The 16,534-nt window shown below is 38.2% G+C and carries 17 protein-coding genes; all 17 read left to right on the top strand.

Translation table 11 applies throughout. From position 1 onward, the window contains the following. Window positions 1–26: 26 nt before the first annotated feature. The 17 genes from FK004_RS04690 to FK004_RS04770 all read left to right on the top strand — a co-directional run bounded on the left by FK004_RS04690 (window position 27) and on the right by FK004_RS04770 (window position 16,494). On the top strand, window positions 27–722 hold the full coding sequence (locus FK004_RS04690) for an ABC transporter ATP-binding protein (protein WP_108736220.1): 696 nt from the start codon (window positions 27–29) through the stop codon (window positions 720–722). 224 nt (window positions 723–946) lie between these two features. Continuing rightward, window positions 947–3,610 carry a type IX secretion system periplasmic lipoprotein PorW/SprE gene (porW, locus tag FK004_RS04695; protein WP_108736221.1) on the top strand — a complete coding sequence of 888 codons (2,664 nt, stop codon included), beginning with the start codon at window positions 947–949 and terminating at the stop codon, window positions 3,608–3,610. A gap of 56 nt (window positions 3,611–3,666) precedes the next feature. Next, on the top strand, window positions 3,667–4,080 hold the full coding sequence (locus FK004_RS04700) for a bactofilin family protein (RefSeq protein ID WP_108736222.1): 414 nt from the start codon (window positions 3,667–3,669) through the stop codon (window positions 4,078–4,080). Further along, window positions 4,046–4,279, top strand: a complete 234-nt coding sequence (locus tag FK004_RS04705) for an AtpZ/AtpI family protein (protein ID WP_108736223.1) — start codon at window positions 4,046–4,048, stop codon at window positions 4,277–4,279. Before FK004_RS04700 ends, FK004_RS04705 begins: the two co-directional genes overlap by 35 nt. After that, entirely contained in the window at window positions 4,279–4,677 is a 399-nt protein-coding gene (locus FK004_RS04710) for a DUF6168 family protein (RefSeq protein WP_108736224.1), read from the top strand. The genes FK004_RS04705 and FK004_RS04710 overlap by 1 nt, the downstream gene beginning before the upstream one ends. Before the next feature lie 117 nt (window positions 4,678–4,794). Beyond that, complete coding sequence (gene atpB, locus FK004_RS04715; protein ID WP_108736225.1) at window positions 4,795–5,964, top strand: F0F1 ATP synthase subunit A; 1,170 nt, start codon at window positions 4,795–4,797, stop codon at window positions 5,962–5,964. A 33-nt stretch (window positions 5,965–5,997) separates the two neighbouring features. Then, window positions 5,998–6,195 (top strand): ATP synthase F0 subunit C, encoded by a 198-nt coding sequence (atpE, locus tag FK004_RS04720; protein ID WP_108736226.1) that lies wholly within the window; start codon window positions 5,998–6,000, stop codon window positions 6,193–6,195. Between the two features lie 89 nt (window positions 6,196–6,284). After that, entirely contained in the window at window positions 6,285–6,785 is a 501-nt protein-coding gene (locus tag FK004_RS04725; protein ID WP_108736227.1) for a F0F1 ATP synthase subunit B, read from the top strand. Between the two features lie 5 nt (window positions 6,786–6,790). Next, entirely contained in the window at window positions 6,791–7,324 is a 534-nt protein-coding gene (gene atpH / locus FK004_RS04730) for an ATP synthase F1 subunit delta (protein ID WP_108736228.1), read from the top strand. Between the two features lie 40 nt (window positions 7,325–7,364). Continuing rightward, window positions 7,365–8,942, top strand: coding sequence for a F0F1 ATP synthase subunit alpha (gene atpA / locus FK004_RS04735; protein ID WP_108736229.1), 1,578 nt, complete (start codon window positions 7,365–7,367; stop codon window positions 8,940–8,942). A gap of 73 nt (window positions 8,943–9,015) precedes the next feature. After that, complete coding sequence (gene atpG / locus FK004_RS04740) at window positions 9,016–9,876, top strand: ATP synthase F1 subunit gamma (protein WP_108736230.1); 861 nt, start codon at window positions 9,016–9,018, stop codon at window positions 9,874–9,876. Between the two features lie 184 nt (window positions 9,877–10,060). Next, window positions 10,061–11,524, top strand: coding sequence for a lipopolysaccharide biosynthesis protein (locus FK004_RS04745; protein WP_108736231.1), 1,464 nt, complete (start codon window positions 10,061–10,063; stop codon window positions 11,522–11,524). A gap of 52 nt (window positions 11,525–11,576) precedes the next feature. Continuing rightward, window positions 11,577–12,011: a dUTP diphosphatase gene (gene dut / locus FK004_RS04750; RefSeq protein ID WP_108736232.1), complete on the top strand. Its 435-nt coding sequence runs from the start codon at window positions 11,577–11,579 to the stop codon at window positions 12,009–12,011. A gap of 36 nt (window positions 12,012–12,047) precedes the next feature. After that, the gene (locus FK004_RS04755) at window positions 12,048–13,058 is read left to right on the top strand and encodes a sugar phosphate nucleotidyltransferase (RefSeq protein WP_108736233.1); all 1,011 of its coding nucleotides are present in this window, start codon (window positions 12,048–12,050) and stop codon (window positions 13,056–13,058) included. Between the two features lie 20 nt (window positions 13,059–13,078). Continuing rightward, window positions 13,079–14,428, top strand: coding sequence for a tetratricopeptide repeat protein (locus FK004_RS04760; protein WP_108736234.1), 1,350 nt, complete (start codon window positions 13,079–13,081; stop codon window positions 14,426–14,428). Next, a complete protein-coding gene (gene lolB1 / locus FK004_RS04765; protein ID WP_108736235.1) occupies window positions 14,429–15,199 on the top strand; it encodes a lipoprotein insertase outer membrane protein LolB1 in 771 nt (256 codons plus the stop codon). A 56-nt stretch (window positions 15,200–15,255) separates the two neighbouring features. Beyond that, complete coding sequence (locus FK004_RS04770) at window positions 15,256–16,494, top strand: murein hydrolase activator EnvC family protein (protein WP_227871670.1); 1,239 nt, start codon at window positions 15,256–15,258, stop codon at window positions 16,492–16,494. Window positions 16,495–16,534 lie beyond the last annotated feature (40 nt).

The following is a 16,534-nucleotide window of genomic DNA, read 5'->3' on the forward strand; positions in this document are numbered from 1 at the left end:
CCACCAACTTCAAAAAAGACCTTATCATGATACAAGTAAAAGACCTTATCAAAACCTATAACGGAACCACCGTATTGAATATCCAGGACCTTCAAATCGAAAAAGGGCAAAGTTTCGGCCTCGTGGGCAATAACGGAGCAGGGAAAACAACTTTCTTCAGCCTATTGCTGGACCTGATCCAACCCACTGCCGGTGCTATCATAAACAATGGCGTTGCTGTCGACAAGAGTGAAGACTGGAAAACATTCACCAGTTCCTTTATCGACGAAAGCTTCCTGATTGGCTATCTGACACCGGAAGAATATTTTTATTTCATCGGAGAATTGAGAGGGCAAAATAAAGCCGATATCGACAGTTTTATTAGCAAATATGAAGAGTTTTTCAATGGGGAAATCCTTAAAAACAAAAAATACCTACGGGATTTATCCAAGGGAAACCAAAAGAAAGTAGGGATTGTAGCTGCTTTAATCGGTAATCCTGAGGTGATTATACTCGATGAGCCATTTGCCAACCTGGATCCTACCACCCAGTTCCGACTCAAAAAAATCATCAAGGAACTGGCAGAAGACCCGAATGTAACCGTTTTGGTTTCCAGCCATGATTTGATGCATACCATAGAAGTTTCCGATCGTATTGTTGCCCTTCACAAAGGGGAAGTCGTGAAAGATATTCGTACTTCCGAAGAAACACTACAGGAACTCGAAGCTTTCTTTGCCATATAATTGGGGTGTGACCCTTGCTAAAAGAAAAGGAGCCATCAGCCGGAACGCTGATAGGCTCCTTTTTTTATCAACGGTCAGGCTATCTGCGCTGCTACGGCAGCCTGCGCCTATCCTTCACACAAAAAAAATATATTAATTTTCTTCTATATCAAAAAGAAATGTATTTTTACCAGTCATTATACTAAATTTAGCTTTTAACAGTTAAAGGATAAAACGTTTTTACATTGAAAACCAATCTATTTAAATATTCTTTTGGTACAGGATTTATTCTTGTTTTGGCGGCTTGCTCTACCAAAAAAGATTCGCTTATCAACAGAAATTTTCACGCTGTGAATACAGAATACAATATTCTGTATAATGGCAATATCGCTTTAGAGGCCGGTATCAAAGATTTAAAAAACCAGTATAAAGATAATTTTTGGGAACCGCTTCCTATCGAAAGGATGCAGATTACCAAAGAAGAAATGTTACCCGGGCAAACTAAAAATGCGAATTTTGAAAGGGCGGAAACCAAAGCGATAAAAGCCATTCAGAAACATTCCATGAACATCCAGGGAGAGGAAAGAAATCCACAGATGGATGAAGCGCATCTTTTGTTAGGGAAGGCGCGGTACTACGACAAGCGCTTTATTCCGGCATTGGAGGCGTTTAATTATGTACTCTACAAATATCCGAAAAGTGATAAAATTTATGAGGTAAAAGTATGGCGTGAAAAGACCAATATCCGGATGGAGAATGATGCTTTAGCGGTAAAAAACCTGAAAATTTTATTGAACGATATCAAATTCAAAGACCAGATTATTGCTGATGCCAATGCTATCCTTGCCCAGGCATTCCTCAACCTGGAACAGCAGGACAGTGCAGTAGTAGCATTGAAGAAAGCAGTAGTCTATACCCGTGAGAACGAAGAAAAAGCACGGTACCGTTTTATCCTGGGACAACTCTACGATAAAAAACAGGAAAAAGACAGTGCATTCCTCGCCTATCAGGCTGTGATTGATATGAACCGGAAATCGCCAAGGCAGTATGTTATTCAGGCTCATGCACATCAGGCCGCCTATTTTGATTTCGAACATGGTGATACACTGCTGTTTGTAAAGAAATACAATAGACTACTGAAAGACCGGGAGAACAGGCCTTACCTCGATGTATTAAACCATCAGATGGGATTGTTTTATGAGAAAGCAGGCGATCAGAAGAAAGCAATGGCTTACTATAACAAATCACTCCGGACCAATTCACAGGATCAATACCTCGCGGCTTCCAACTATAGGAATATGGCAGAAATGTATTTCCATAATGCAAAATATCCTACTGCGGGTAAATATTATGACAGTACCTTAATACGGCTGAATAACAGAACCCGTGAATACCGTAACATTAAGAAAAAGAGGGAAAATCTTGTTGATGTCATTAAATATGAGGCGATTGCCCAGCATAATGACAGTATCCTGAAATTAGTAGCGATGTCGGATGACGACAAGGCAAATTTTTTCCAGGATTATATTGTGAAACTTAAGAAGGAAGATGCCCTGAGAAAAATCCAGGAAGAAGCTGCAGCGGCTTCGCAGAACAATTCCGGGAATACGGGAAATACTGGAAATCCTATGGCCGGGAATACGGATAGTAATGATCCGAATTCCACGATGGCGAGCAAACGAAGGGCGATGGAAGAAATGAATTCCGGAATTGTACCTCCTCCAACCGACGGGCCCGTACCACCGGTTACTGGAAATACCTCATCCAGTACTTTTCCATTCTACAATCCATCGACGTTGGCCTATGGTAAAAATGAATTCCGTAAAAAATGGGGAAAAAGAACGCTGAAGGATAACTGGCGATTGTCAGTAATCAAATCAACCATAGATTTGGCTCCGGAAGAAATAACCGATACCGACACAGCAGAAGGAACGAAGGAAAAAGTGGAAAATCCGGCCTACAATACCGATTTTTATATCAGCCAGATCCCTACCGATAGGAAGGTAATCGATAGTTTGGGGAAAGAACGCAATTTTGCGTATTACCAATTGGGAATTATCTATAAAGAAAAATTCAAGGAAAATCAGTTGGCAGCGTCAAAACTGGAACAATTATTAGAAAACAAGCCAGAAGAGCGTTTGGTATTGCCGACATTATATAATCTGTATAAGATTTATGAAATTATCGATCCGGCCAAAGCCCAGGCCATGAAAGCCCGAATTGTGCGCGATTATCCGGAAACACGCTATGCGCAAATATTAGAAAACCCGACATCGGAAGAAACAATTGCCGGCAGCCCGGAGGAAGTATATGCCAAATTATTCCGCGTGTATGAGAAAGAAGATTATAAAGCGGTACTCGCAGCTTCCGATGCGCTTATCGATCAGTATACCGGTGAGGATATTGTTTCTAAATTTGAATTGCTGAAAGCCAATACCATTGCAAAATTAAAAGGCCTTGGAGAGTATAAGACAGCCCTGAATTTTGTGGCTCTAAATTACCCGAACAGCGAAGAAGGAAAACAGGCAGAAAGCCTGCTTCATAATTCTATTCCGATTCTTGAAAGTGCCAAATTTGACGCTATAGAATCGGCCAGCTGGAAAATTATATTTAAAGTAGGAGAGAACGAAAAAGAGAAGATCAAATACCTTCAGGACAAATTGAAAAAAGTCGTCGAAGACCGTAAATTTGAGCGCCTGACATTATCTTTTGATAATTATACCATGGATAACAATTTTATTGTAATCCATAATCTAAGGTCGGAAGCAGCAGCCCGTAATCTGGAAACGATACTGAAGGAATATAAAGAGTACAAGATTACAGAACCGGCAATTATCATCTCAAGTGAGAACTATAAAATTGTCCAGTTCCGTAAAAATATTGAGGAATACCTGGCATTAAAAAAATAAAACAGTAGCACGCGGTAGATCATTACTGCGTGCTACTGCTGTATAGTATAAAAATCATGTTTGAAAAAAGCAATAAGAATCTAATCAAGGAACAGTTCGGTAAGACGAACAGGATTGTAGAAGGAACCGTTATCACAGGAGACATTACCTCTTTAGCCGACTTCCGCCTTGATGGGGAATTGAATGGTAATTTTATATCAGGGGGTAAAATTGTGATTGGCCCTACGGGGAAAGTATTGGGTAATATTACCTGTAACAATGCGGATATAGAAGGCCGTTTTGAAGGGACCATACAGGTAACAGAACTGCTGAATATCAAAGCTAAAGCCAGTATCAAAGGGGAAGTATTCGTCGGGAAACTGGCGGTGGAACCTGGAGCTGATTTTAGTGCTTCCTGTGTGATGAAAGACACTATAAAAACCCTAAATATTAAAAATGGAGGAAAACAATCCGAAGAAAAAACCGCTTAATAAATGGTTGGGTTTGATTAATATTCCTTTTCAAATGGGAATAATAATCTATGGATTTTATTATTTAGGCGAGTGGCTCGACCACAAATATCCAAACGAGAATGCATTATATGTAAAGGTAAGCACCTTATTTGGTGTGTGCGTAGCCTTGTACAATGTGATACGGCAGGTAAACCAGTTGAATAAAGATAAAGACTAATGAATAGAACGAAATACAGTCCCATTTTTAAAATTGTAATTTTTTCAGGGATACTGTTACTCCTGCATTGGCTGGTTTTTCAGTTGCCATCGCTGGAAGCTTTGCAGGCTTCCTTTTTTTATAAATTGCCTTTGGTGTATGCTTTTGTGGCACTGTTGTCCGTAATTATGATGCTGGTTTTAATCCGGATCAAAACAAAGGCACCGGAACAATTGGGATATACTTTTTTATTGGGGACCAGTATAAAAATGGCGCTTTGTTACCTGTTTTTATTGCCAGTTTTGAACCGTACCGGGAATGCTGTTTATGCAGAAAAAATAAATTTTTTTATGATTTTTATTCTCTTTTTGGCAATTGAAGCGTTTTTCACAACTCGTTTATTAAACAATAAACAGTAAAGGGAGAATTAATTGTCATTTAGATCAAAAAAAAATAGGCTACGGTATGGGAATATCAATTAAAAAATTACCTTTGCAAAAAATTTAAAGACCGCAAATTTTAAGATAATAATAGATATGGTGATTTCTAAAAAACCTGTTAGATTAATAATAGCGACTTTTGTAGCTTTACTTCCTTTTAGTACAATGGCAACCCCGGGATCTGATTCTCTTAGGGTTACTACTGATTCTGTGCATACAACTGTACAGGCAGGACATCATGAGGAAATTGCTGCAGCTGATCCTAGAAAAGCAGAAGTGGATGCATTTATTGATCATCACTTGCAGGACTCACACGATTTTGTCTTCTTTTCCGATAAAGCCGAAGGTAAAAATTATGGTTTTCCATTACCTGTAATCCTTTTGGATAACGGACTGAAAGTTTTTTCTTCTTCCAAATTACACCACGGTGAAGCTGTTGCTGAAGTAGATGGTAACTTCTACAAATTAGTACACGGTAAAATTTATAAAACGGATGCTCAGGGTAACATCACTTTAGATGAGCACGGACATCCAAAAAATGAAAGACCACTGGATTTTTCCATTACAAAAAATGTTGTGTCCATGCTTTTTACGGCAATCTTATTATTGTTGATGTTTACAGCTTTGGCAAGATCCTATAAAAAAGGACCAATCCCAACTGGATTCGGAAGAGTATTGGAGCCTTTGATAATCTTCATCAGAGATGAGGTTGCGATTCCAAATATCGGAGAGAAAAAATACAGAAAATTTATGGGCTACCTTTTAACAGTATTCTTCTTTATCTGGATTCTGAATCTTTTAGGAATGACGCCACTGGGAATTAATGTTACCGGAAATATTGCGATTACAGTTTGTTTGGCTTTATTTACTTACATTATTACACAGTTTAGTGGAAATAAAGATTACTGGAAACATATTTTCTGGATGCCGGGAGTTCCTGTACCGATGAAAATTATTTTAATGCCAATCGAGATTTTAGGGACACTGACTAAACCATTCGCATTATTGGTTCGTTTGTTTGCAAATATTACTGCAGGTCACGTAGTAATCATGAGTTTGATCGGAATGATTTTCGTAACCAAAAACATCTATGCAGATTTGCCAATATCTTTTGGACTGACTTTATTTATTTCTGTAATTGAAATATTGGTTGCTTTCCTTCAGGCATTTATTTTTACAATGTTATCATCATTATTTATCGGAATGGCAGTACAGGATCATCATGATGATCATGGCCATGACGATCATTTGAATAGTTTAGTTTAATTTTTTGAAGTTTAATTTTTTATATTATACATTATGGGTGAGATTCCAAATTTAGTAGGAGCTGGTCTGGTAGTAATCGGTGCTGGTCTTGGTTTAGGTAAAATCGGTGGTTCTGCAATGGATGCTATTGCTCGTCAGCCAGAAGCTGCTGGTAAAATTCAAACTGCGATGATTATCATCGCGGCTTTATTAGAAGGTTTAGCATTTGCTGCTTTGATCTTAGGAAGATAATAAAGGAAGAAAAAACATTTCCTGTAACGGTTGGTTACAGGACTTGTTTTTGTTTTAAAAAGTTATAACGAAAAAACTACATTTATAAAATGGATAAATTAATTAACGATTTTTCATTCGGATTGTTTTTCTGGCAGGTTATTATCCTGGTAGTATTATTATTGTTATTAGCAAAATTCGCCTGGAAACCTATCATGAGTTCTATTACAGAACGTGAAGAAGGAATCAGAAATGCGATTGCATCTGCAGAAGCAGCTCGTAAAGAAATGCAAAATCTTCAGGCAGATAACGAACGTATCTTGCAGGAAGCTCGTTTAGAGCGTGATGCTCTATTAAAAGATGCCCGTGAAATGAAGGATAAAATTGTTGCTGATGCAAAACATGAAGCACAACTTCAGGGTGATCGTATGATCGAGCAGGCAAAAACAGCTATCGAAGGAGAAAAGAATGCAGCCATGGCAGAATTGAAAAACCAGGTGTCTTCTTTATCCCTTGAAATTGCGGAAAAATTATTGAAAAATGAACTTTCTAACAAAGAGGCTCAGGTGAAACTTGTAGACCAAATGTTAGGTGACGTTACCTTAAACTAAGCATTATGTCAGGAACAAGAGCAGCAATACGTTACGCAAAAGCAGTTTTAGAATTGGCGAACTCGCAAGGTCTGGCACAGCAGCTTAATGAGGATATGGTTTTGATCGCTTCAACGGTTAAAAACAATTTGGAACTGGATACTTTTATCAATAATCCAACAATTAAAGCTGAAGTTAAAGAAGCTGCCCTATCGGAAGTTTTTGGCGCAACAGATGGTATCACTAAGAAATTATTTCATTTATTAAAAGATAATAAAAGATTTCAAATTCTGGAAGCTATCGCGTTGCAGTACACGAAACTTTATGATGAGCTGAATGGTGTTGAAACGGCTAAAGTGACCACTGCATTCCCATTGACTGAAGAATTGGAAGCTAAAGTACTGGCTAAAATAAAAGAATTTTCAGATAAGAAAATTACAATTGAAAATATAGTAGATCCGGCGATTATCGGTGGATTTATATTACGCATAGGTGATAAGCAGTATAATGCTTCCATTGCCAACAGGTTACAAGTGTTAAAAAGAGAATTAAGTAATTAGTTATTTACCACACATTAAAGTGTTTAAATTATAAATTAAGATGGCGGAAATTAAACCTGCTGAAATTTCAGCAATATTAAGAAAGCAATTATCGGGTTCTGAATCTGGTGCTACGCTGGAAGAAGTTGGAACAGTACTTCAAGTTGGAGATGGTATCGCCCGTGTATATGGGTTATCGAATGTTCAATACGGTGAGTTAGTAGAATTTGACAATGGTATGGAAGGAATGGTTCTGAACCTTGAAGAAGACAACGTAGGTGTTGTACTTTTAGGGCCATCTACCGGAATCAGCGAAGGATCTACTGCCAAAAGAACACAACGTATCGCTTCACTTAAAGTTGGTGAGGAAATGGTAGGACGTGTGGTAAACACCCTTGGTTTTCCAATTGATGGAAAAGGACCTATCGGTGGAACTTTATATGAGATGCCATTGGAACGTAAAGCTCCTGGGGTTATCTTCCGTCAGCCGGTAACAGAACCGTTACAAACAGGTATTAAAGCTGTTGATGCTATGATCCCGGTGGGTCGTGGCCAGAGAGAACTTGTAATTGGTGACCGTCAAACTGGTAAATCTACCGTTTGTCTGGATACCATCCTGAATCAAAAAGAATTTTATGATGCTGGTAAACCAGTATTCTGTATATATGTAGCTATTGGGCAAAAAGCTTCTACTGTAGCGAATATCGCTAAAACATTAGAGGAAAAAGGTGCTATGGCATACACCGTGATCGTAGCAGCTAATGCTTCTGATCCAGCTCCGATGCAAGTATATGCTCCTTTCGCAGGTGCAGCTATCGGGGAGTACTTCCGTGATACAGGTCGTCCTGCATTAATTGTATATGATGATTTATCCAAACAAGCAGTTGCTTACCGTGAGGTATCTCTTTTGTTGAGAAGACCACCGGGCCGTGAAGCTTATCCTGGAGACGTTTTCTACCTGCACTCCCGTTTATTAGAGCGTGCGGCAAAAGTAATCGCGAATGATGAGATTGCTAAAAACATGAATGATTTACCAGATTCATTACGTCCAATCGTAAAAGGGGGTGGTTCGTTAACGGCATTGCCAATTATCGAAACTCAGGCGGGTGACGTTTCTGCTTATATCCCAACTAACGTAATTTCGATTACTGACGGACAGATATTCTTAGAATCTGACTTGTTTAACTCTGGTGTTCGTCCGGCGATTAACGTAGGTATCTCGGTATCACGTGTTGGAGGTAATGCTCAGATTAAATCCATGAAAAAAGTAGCCGGTACTTTAAAATTAGATCAGGCACAATTCCGTGAATTGGAAGCCTTTTCAAAATTCGGTTCCGATCTTGATGCAGTTACATTAAATGTAATTGAAAAAGGAAGAAGAAACGTTGAGATCCTGAAACAAGGGCTTAATGATCCGTACACTGTAGAAGACCAGGTTGCAATTATCTATGCAGGTTCTAAAAACCTGTTGCGTAATGTACCGGTTAATAAAGTGAAAGAATTTGAGAAAGATTTCCTTGAATTCCTGAACAACAAACACAGAGATACACTTGATGCTTTAAAAGCAGGTAAACTGGATGACAAAATTACTGATGTTATCGAGAATGTTGCAAAAGAAGTTTCAGCAAAATATAACTAAAACTAATTTGATAATCTGACCCCTGAAAGCATAGCGATCAGGGTTTCAGGTTGCCTAATTTTCAAATTAAACAATGGCAAATTTAAAGGAAATCCGTAATAGAATTACTTCCGTTTCATCTACGATGCAAATCACATCTGCGATGAAAATGGTTTCTGCTGCAAAGTTGAAAAAAGCACAGGATGCTATCACTGCAATGCGTCCTTATGCCGAAAAACTAACAGAATTGCTCCAAAATCTGAGTGCTACTTTAGATGGCGACAGCGCTGGGAAATTTGCTGAGCAAAGACCAGTTAATAAAATTCTTTTGGTAGCCATTACTTCCAACAGAGGTTTAAGTGGAGCTTTTAATGCTAATATTGTGAAAGAAACAAAACGTCTGACACAAACTATTTACCCGGGAAAACAAGTTGATTTCGTAACGATTGGTAAAAAAGGTAATGACATTATTCGTAAAATGAATACTGTAATTACCAATAACAATGAGATTTACGACAACCTGAATTTTGAAAATGTTTCCCTTATTGCTGAAGAACTAATGCAGTTGTTCGCAGACGGGCAATACGACAAGATTGAATTGGTTTACAATCAGTTTAAAAATGCCGCTACCCAGATTGTAATTACGGAACAGTTTCTGCCTATCATTCCGATGAAATCAGATAACGTAAAATCGGTAGATTATATTTTTGAACCTTCTAAAGAGCAAATCGTTGAAGAATTAATTCCACGATCTTTAAAAACACAATTGTATAAAGCCATTCGTGATTCTTATGCATCTGAACATGGTGCGCGTATGACTGCCATGCATAAAGCAACAGATAACGCTACTGAATTGAGAAATCAATTGAAATTGACATACAACAAAGCACGTCAGGCTGCAATTACAAACGAGATCCTTGAAATCGTTGGTGGTGCAGAAGCCTTAAACGGATAGTTGCCTGATACATAATCTCAAAAGCCAACAGTAATGTTGGCTTTTTTGTTTAATTGAAAATTCTACAGTTTTTTTGTTTTCGTTTTTTATAAAAAACGTGAAAATTTGATTAAGATTTTACCAAAACATCATTACCTACGGAATATTGGTTATTTTTGATACTTAAAAATTAATTTCAGCTATTTTGGGTCTATATAAGAATCTTTTTAAACAAACAGCCATCTACGGCCTTGCGACTGTATTGCCCAGAATGTTAAGCTTTTTGTTGGTAAGGTTGCATACAGACAAGATGGTTACAGCGGATTATGGTGAAGTTACCATTCTGCTATCCTTTATGGTTTTCTTTAATGTAATCTTATCCTATGGTATGGAGACCGCTTTTTTCCGGTTTTACAATTCCGAGGATGATAAGAAAAAAGTAATTGAAACGTCTACCATTTCTATTTTCTGGACTTCTATAGGTTTCCTGATTATCGCACTACTGTTCCGGAATACTTTTGCGAAGGAAATGAATGTCGAAGCGGAATATTTTACCTACGCCATCTGGACCCTTGTTTTTGATGCCCTCGTTATTATCCCCTTTTCGAGATTGCGTGCAGAACAGCGGCCTATTGTATATGCGGTAATAAAAATTGGTAATGTTATGGTGACGGTGCTATTGAATATTTTCTTTTTAGTCTACCTGCCCAAGATCGCCCTATCGAATCCAAATACTTTCATCAGTAGCTTATATGTGGAGAATTTCCAGATTGGCTATGTCTTCATTTCTAACTTAGTTGCAAGTGTGGCTACCTTCGTGGTGCTTTCTCCGAATTATATGAAAGTAAAATGGCATTTTGATGCGGTGCTTTGGAAGAAAATGATGCAATATGGCTTACCCATCCTGATTGCCGGAATTGCATTTGCAGTGAACGAGCATTTGGATAAAATTATCCTTGGTAACCTATTGCCTGAAAACATTGCCAAATCAGAAGTTGGGGCGTATTCCGCCTGCTATAAGCTTGGATTGTTCATGGTGCTCTATGCTACTGCGTTCCGTTTAGGGATTGAGCCTTTTTTCTTTAGCCATGCCAAAAATAAGAATGCCAAACAAACCTATGCCAATATCACCAAGTATTTTGTAATCTTCGGATCGATCATACTTTTGGGGGTAATTGTATTTGCAGATGTATTAAAACTGATCCTGCTTCCGAATAAGGAATATTGGGAAGCCATGAAAGTAGTGCCTTTGATTATTGTGGCTAATTTTTTCCTGGGCATTTACAACAACCTGTCGGTATGGTATAAACTAACCGATAAAACGAAAATTGGGGCTTATATTTCTGTAGTTGGTGCCGCCCTTACACTGGTACTCAATTTTTTCCTGATTCCGAAATACAGTTACTACGGTTCCGCTATTGCGACTATCGCTGCGTATGGCAGTATGATGGTGATTTCTTATATAATGGGTAATAAATATTATCCAATTCCCTATGACATGAAAAAAATAGGCGGCTATCTGGGATTGTCGATAGGCTTTTCCATACTCTCGTTTTATTTTTTCAGGGAGAATTACTGGATTGGGATTCCATTATTAGCAGCATTCATCTATTTCATCTATTATAATGAAAAAGAAATGTTACATCGTATTTTAAAAAAACAAGCATAATAGCAACGAAGGGTTGGGAATGTATCTACCGCGTATATCTAAAACAATAAAAATGACAATAAACATCATCACTACATCAGGGCATGCATTGCCTGGTTATGAAACTATAGCTTCTGCAGGAATGGATTTAAGAGCAGTCCTTGAAACGCCAGTTACTTTAAAACCCCTGGGCAGAGCCATTATAAAAACCGGATTATTCATTGAGCTTCCTATAGGTTATGAAGCACAGGTACGCCCGAGAAGTGGTTTGGCAGCCAAAAACGGGGTGACCGTATTGAACGCACCCGGAACAATTGATGCAGATTACCGTGGCGAAATAGGGGTCATATTAGTGAATCTATCATCAGAAGATTTCGTTGTTGAAAATGGTGAAAGGATAGCACAATTGGTTATCGCACGCCATGAAAGAGCCGAATGGTCTCTGGTTACTGCATTGTCAGAAACATCCCGGGGTGAAGGTGGCTTTGGCAGTACCGGAGTAAAATAGAAATTAGAAAATAAATATTGTCCTTAAAACGAGACCATGAAAATTATAGTTCCAATGGCAGGGCGTGGATCACGCCTTCGTCCACATACATTAACTGTTCCAAAACCATTAATCCCAATTGCAGGAAAACCAATTGTACACCGTCTTGTTGAAGATATTGCCGGAGTAATCAATCAGGAGATTAAAGAGATTGCGTTCATAATCCATAAGGATTTTGGGAATCAGGTAGAAAAAGAATTAATTGAAATAGCAGAAAAATTAGGAGCCAAAGGAACCATCTATTACCAGGAGCAGCCTTTAGGAACTGCGCATGCTATTATGGCTGCCAAAGAGTCGATGACAGGGCCTATTGTTGTTGCATATGCCGATACATTATTTCGCGCTGATTTTACCTTAGATACTACCGCTGATAGCGTAATATGGGTGAAACAGGTAGAAGATCCAAGTGCCTTTGGAGTAGTTCAGTTAAACGACCAAAACCAGATTATAGATTTCGTTGAAAAACCAACCGAATTTATCTCTGACCTGGCGATAATTGGAATTTACTATTTCAAAAGCGGGGAAACATTACGTAGTGAATTACAATATTTATTGGATAATAATGTTGTAAAAGGAGGAGAGTACCAACTTACCGACGGTCTGGAAAACATGAAAATCAAAGGCTTGAAGTTTGTTCCGGGAAAAGTGGAGGAATGGATGGATTGTGGGAATAAAAATGTAACAGTAGAAACGAATTCCAGAATGTTAGGTTTTTTATATGCCGACGGTCAGAATTTGGTTTCAGAATCGGTAATTACTGAAAACGCTACGATAATCCAACCGTGTTATATCGGGGAGAATGTGGTTTTGAAAAATGCAACAGTAGGCCCGAATGTTTCCTTAGGAGATGGGTGTATCGTAGAAAACACCACGATTAAGAACAGTCTGGTTCAGAATAATTCTAAAATAAAAAATGCAGATCTGGACAATGCTATGATTGGAAGTTATGCTTCTTTTGATGGAAACTTTAAGACGATCAGTATTGGAGATTACTCGGTTTTGGAATAACTTAGTAGAAATATTTTACAATGAAAATGAAATTTATCTTTTCGGGATTACTGTTTCTGGGATTACTATCAGGTCAGGTGGAGCTTTATGCGCAATCCGGTCCGGAAACCGTAATTTCTCCGGAAGATAAATTTCAAAATGCCTTTTATGAAGCCCTTAAGCAAAAGGGGATTGAAAATTATGATAAGGCGATATTAGAACTCGAAAAGTGCCTGGCATTACAACCCAACAATCCAGCGGTATATAACGAATTGGGGAGAAACTACCTGAGCCAGAAGAGTTATGAAAAGGCGCGGGTCAATTTTGATAAAGCAACCCAGCTGGATCCCAAAAACAAATGGTATTGGATGGGGCTTTATGATGTGTTTTACCAGACCAAAGAATATGAGCAGTCTATTATTGTGGTGCGGAAATTGATAGAATTTGATGCGAAATTCAAAGATGATCTCGTTTCGTTATACATGTACACTCAGCAATTTGATAAAGCGCTTGAACTGATCAATGAACTGGAAAAAACCGCAGAAAAATCCAAAACAAGGGAAATGTACAAGCTACAGATCCTGAGTGATGCCAAATTCAAAGGATCCGAGAAAAATTCCCTTTTGGAAATGCTACAGAAAAATCCAAAAGAAGAGTCGAATTATATCGCCCTGATTTACTTGTATTCCGATAGTAATCAGGAAGAAAAGGCCTATGAAATTGCCCAGCTTTTGGAAAAAAACCTGCCGGAGTCCGATTGGGCGCAAGTGAGCCTGTTTAAATTTCACCTGAATAATAATGAGCCCCAAAAGGCCATAAAATCAATGAATCAGGTTTTTGGCAGTAACAAAGTAGATAACAAGATCAAACACCGGATACTGAATGAGTTTTTGATTTTTGTGACTAAGAATCCACAATATGATGCCGATCTCGAAAAAGCAATTGGCTATTTCGAAAATGATAAAGAAGTACAGGTTTCCAAAGAAATTGGGAAGTTCTATCTCAACAAAAAGGATTTTTCAAAAGCAATAAAATATCTTGAAAAGGATCTTCAGGAAGATTCCGGAGATATGGAAGCAACGCGGCTTTTGCTACAGGCCTATGCCGACAGCAATAATTTTGAAAAGCTGGGTAAGACCGCCGAAGGATTAATTGACCTGTATCCTTTACAACCGGAATTGTATTATTATGCAGGTTTGGCTAATAATCAATTAAAAAAATTCAGCAAAGCGAAAGATTTGCTCGAATCTGGAATAGATTATGTGGTAGATCAGAAACAGTTGGAAATCAATTTTAATATCCAGTTGGGGGAAGCTTATTCCGGACTGGGAAACACGGCTAAAAAAGAACTGTTTTTTCAGAAAGCAGACAAACTATTAAAAGAACGATAAATGAAGAAATACTGCTGTATCATTGCAATTATAGCCCTGATGACCTCTTGTAAAACGACAAAGTCAGTAGTTGCTGAATCCGGCGCTGTAAGTGATGCAGCGTCCAGTAAAATCATTGCAGGCCATTATGACCGTAAATTCGATTTTTCGACTTTATACATTAAAGCGAATGTGCGGTATCAGGATCCCAAACAGACCCAGAATGTAAGTGCGGAAATCAAAATTAAGAAAGATGAAATGATTCTGGTTAGCATCCGATTCCTTGGATTTACAGTTGCGAAAGCCATCATTACACCAAAGGAAGTGAAATACTATGAAAAGGTAGGCAGTAAATATTTCGAAGGCGATTACAGGACGTTAAGCCAATGGCTGGGCACCGATCTGGATTATACTAAAGTACAGAATATGCTGATTGGAAAAGCTATGGATGACCTGACAAAATCAAAGTACAGATCTACGATAGAAAACGAACTCTATAAGCTGGAAAGTACAACAGGCTCCGTCAAAAAATCATTTTATTTTGAAGGCGCAAATTACCTTATAAAGAAGCAGGAGATTGCACAACCGGAGCAGCAACGCGACCTGCAGGTCAATTATCCGGCCTATAAAGAATATCCTGAAGTGATATTGCCACTGAAGGTCGTAATCGATGCCATGCAGAAAGAAAAGAAGACCAATATCAGCATCGATTATAATACGATTACTTTTAATGAGCAGCTCTCATTTCCATATGCTGTACCCGAAGGATATGAAAGAATTTTTATTGATTAGATTTGTATAAACTACATACTATGTCCAGATACCTCGTAAGTTTAATTTTTTTCTGCATGGCCTCAGTGTCATGGAGCCAATCCGACAAGCAACAAAAGCTGGAGGAGCGCAAGGAACAGATTCAGAAAGAAATCCAGAACTTCAGAAATTTGCTGAATAATGAAAAGTCAAAAGAAAAATCTGTTTTGACAAAAATTGTAGAGCAGAACACTAAAATAAAATTAACTGAAAAGTTAATCAATACGACCCAACAACAGGAAAAACTGCTTAATGATGGTATTTATATAAATCAGCTGGCGGTAAATAAATTGACGGGTGAATTGGAAATCCTCAAGCAGGATTATGCAAAGATGATTGTAAAGTCCTATAAAAGCCGTTCAGAACAAAGCCGTGCAATGTTCCTGTTATCTTCGGAAAACTTCCTGCAAGCTTATAAAAGGGCACAGTATATGAAGCAATATGCTAATTATAGAAAGACCCAGGGCGATGAGATAAAAGTCAAAACTGAAAAACTGGAAGTCAAAAATAAAGAACTGACGCTGCAAAAAATTGAAAAAAATAAGATTGTAAAAGAAACCGAAAAGGAAAAAATTAATCTGGAGAAAGATAAGAAAGACCAGGAAGTACTGATGGCTTCGATCAAGAAAGATCAGAAAAAAATCAATGCTGACATTAAGAAAAAACAACAGGAGTCTGCAAATATCGACAAGCAGATCCAAAAGCTGATCCGGGAAGCTATTGCTGAAGCAAACAGAAAAGCTGCTGCTGAAGCTGCTAAACGCAAAGCTGCCGCTTCTGGAAACAAAGCCGGAGCCAAAAAAGAACCGGTAAAAGAGGTTTCTTCTACCAAATTTGAATTAACTCCTGAAGGGAAGGCATTAGCAGACAATTTCAGAGGAAACAGGGGAAGACTGCCATGGCCTGTTGAAAAAGGGTTGTTAACTACCTTATATGGTGACCAGCCACATCCATTGCAAAAAAACCTTACCGTTCACAATAGTGGGATTGAGATTTCTACTGAAGCCGGTTCGAACGCAAGAGCCGTTTTTGGAGGTGAAGTAATCAATGTACAAGTATTGTCCGGAATTAATAAAGCAGTCTGGGTGCAACATGGTGACTATGTTACGATCTATATGAACTTGTCTTCTGTATCAGTAAGTAAAGGAGATAAGGTAAACAAGCTTCAGACTTTAGGAAAGATATACACCAATCCATCAGGACGCTCTGTAATTAAGTTCCTCGTACTTCAAAATACTACGATGCTAAATCCACAAAGCTGGCTGATGAATATGTAAATTAATTTTCAGCTCAATAAAAAGAAGCCGTCTCAAAACA

The organism is Flavobacterium kingsejongi, assembly GCF_003076475.1.
GTDB lineage: Bacteria > Bacteroidota > Bacteroidia > Flavobacteriales > Flavobacteriaceae > Flavobacterium > Flavobacterium kingsejongi.

Excerpts from the sequence above, each read along its gene's own strand:
- atpE (WP_108736226.1), top strand. The coding sequence starts at position 5,998 with ATGGGTGAGATTCCAAATTTAGTAGGAGCTGGTCTGGTAGTAATCGGT.
- dut (WP_108736232.1), top strand. The coding sequence starts at position 11,577 with ATGACAATAAACATCATCACTACATCAGGGCATGCATTGCCTGGTTAT.
- FK004_RS04760 (WP_108736234.1), top strand. The coding sequence starts at position 13,079 with ATGAAAATGAAATTTATCTTTTCGGGATTACTGTTTCTGGGATTACTA.
- FK004_RS04710 (WP_108736224.1), top strand. The coding sequence starts at position 4,279 with ATGAATAGAACGAAATACAGTCCCATTTTTAAAATTGTAATTTTTTCA.
- FK004_RS04690 (WP_108736220.1), top strand. The coding sequence starts at position 27 with ATGATACAAGTAAAAGACCTTATCAAAACCTATAACGGAACCACCGTA.
- atpH (WP_108736228.1), top strand. The coding sequence starts at position 6,791 with ATGTCAGGAACAAGAGCAGCAATACGTTACGCAAAAGCAGTTTTAGAA.
- atpA (WP_108736229.1), top strand. The coding sequence starts at position 7,365 with ATGGCGGAAATTAAACCTGCTGAAATTTCAGCAATATTAAGAAAGCAA.
- FK004_RS04705 (WP_108736223.1), top strand. The coding sequence starts at position 4,046 with ATGGAGGAAAACAATCCGAAGAAAAAACCGCTTAATAAATGGTTGGGT.
- atpG (WP_108736230.1), top strand. The coding sequence starts at position 9,016 with ATGGCAAATTTAAAGGAAATCCGTAATAGAATTACTTCCGTTTCATCT.
- FK004_RS04755 (WP_108736233.1), top strand. The coding sequence starts at position 12,048 with ATGAAAATTATAGTTCCAATGGCAGGGCGTGGATCACGCCTTCGTCCA.
- atpB (WP_108736225.1), top strand. The coding sequence starts at position 4,795 with ATGGTGATTTCTAAAAAACCTGTTAGATTAATAATAGCGACTTTTGTA.
- FK004_RS04725 (WP_108736227.1), top strand. The coding sequence starts at position 6,285 with ATGGATAAATTAATTAACGATTTTTCATTCGGATTGTTTTTCTGGCAG.
- FK004_RS04700 (WP_108736222.1), top strand. The coding sequence starts at position 3,667 with ATGTTTGAAAAAAGCAATAAGAATCTAATCAAGGAACAGTTCGGTAAG.
- FK004_RS04770 (WP_227871670.1), top strand. The coding sequence starts at position 15,256 with ATGGCCTCAGTGTCATGGAGCCAATCCGACAAGCAACAAAAGCTGGAG.
- lolB1 (WP_108736235.1), top strand. The coding sequence starts at position 14,429 with ATGAAGAAATACTGCTGTATCATTGCAATTATAGCCCTGATGACCTCT.